General features: G+C 48.3%; 1 pseudogene. It reads right to left on the bottom strand.

From position 1 onward, the window contains the following. A pseudogene (locus ACEYW6_RS36650) lies at window positions 1-449 on the bottom strand (photosystem II q(b) protein); the annotation flags it as partial.

Below are 449 nucleotides of genomic sequence, written 5' to 3'. Positions count from 1 at the left end.
CGCTCGTGCATTACTTCCATACCCAGGTTAGCCCGGTTGATTACATCTGCCCAAGTGCTGATAACGCGACCTTGAGAATCAATGATTGATTGGTTGAAGTTGAAACCGTTCAAGTTGAACGCCATTGTGCTTACACCCAAGGCGGTGAACCAGATACCGATTACAGGCCATGCTGCGAGGAAGAAGTGCAGTGAACGGCTGTTGTTGAAGGAAGCGTATTGGAAGATTAGACGACCGAAGTAGCCGTGGGCTGCAACGATGTTGTAGGTTTCTTCTTCTTGACCGAATTTGTAACCGTAGTTTTGTGACTCGGTTTCGGTGGTTTCACGAACTAAGGAGGAAGTTACTAGTGAACCGTGCATTGCACTGAACAAGCTTCCGCCGAATACACCTGCTACACCTAACTGGTGGAAGGGGTGCATCAAGATGTTGTGTTCTGCTTGGAACAC

This window comes from Nostoc sp. UIC 10607, assembly GCF_047228265.1.
Classification (GTDB): domain Bacteria; phylum Cyanobacteriota; class Cyanobacteriia; order Cyanobacteriales; family Nostocaceae; genus Nostoc; species Nostoc foliaceum_A.
This window is presented reverse-complemented; position numbering and strand designations above follow the sequence as displayed.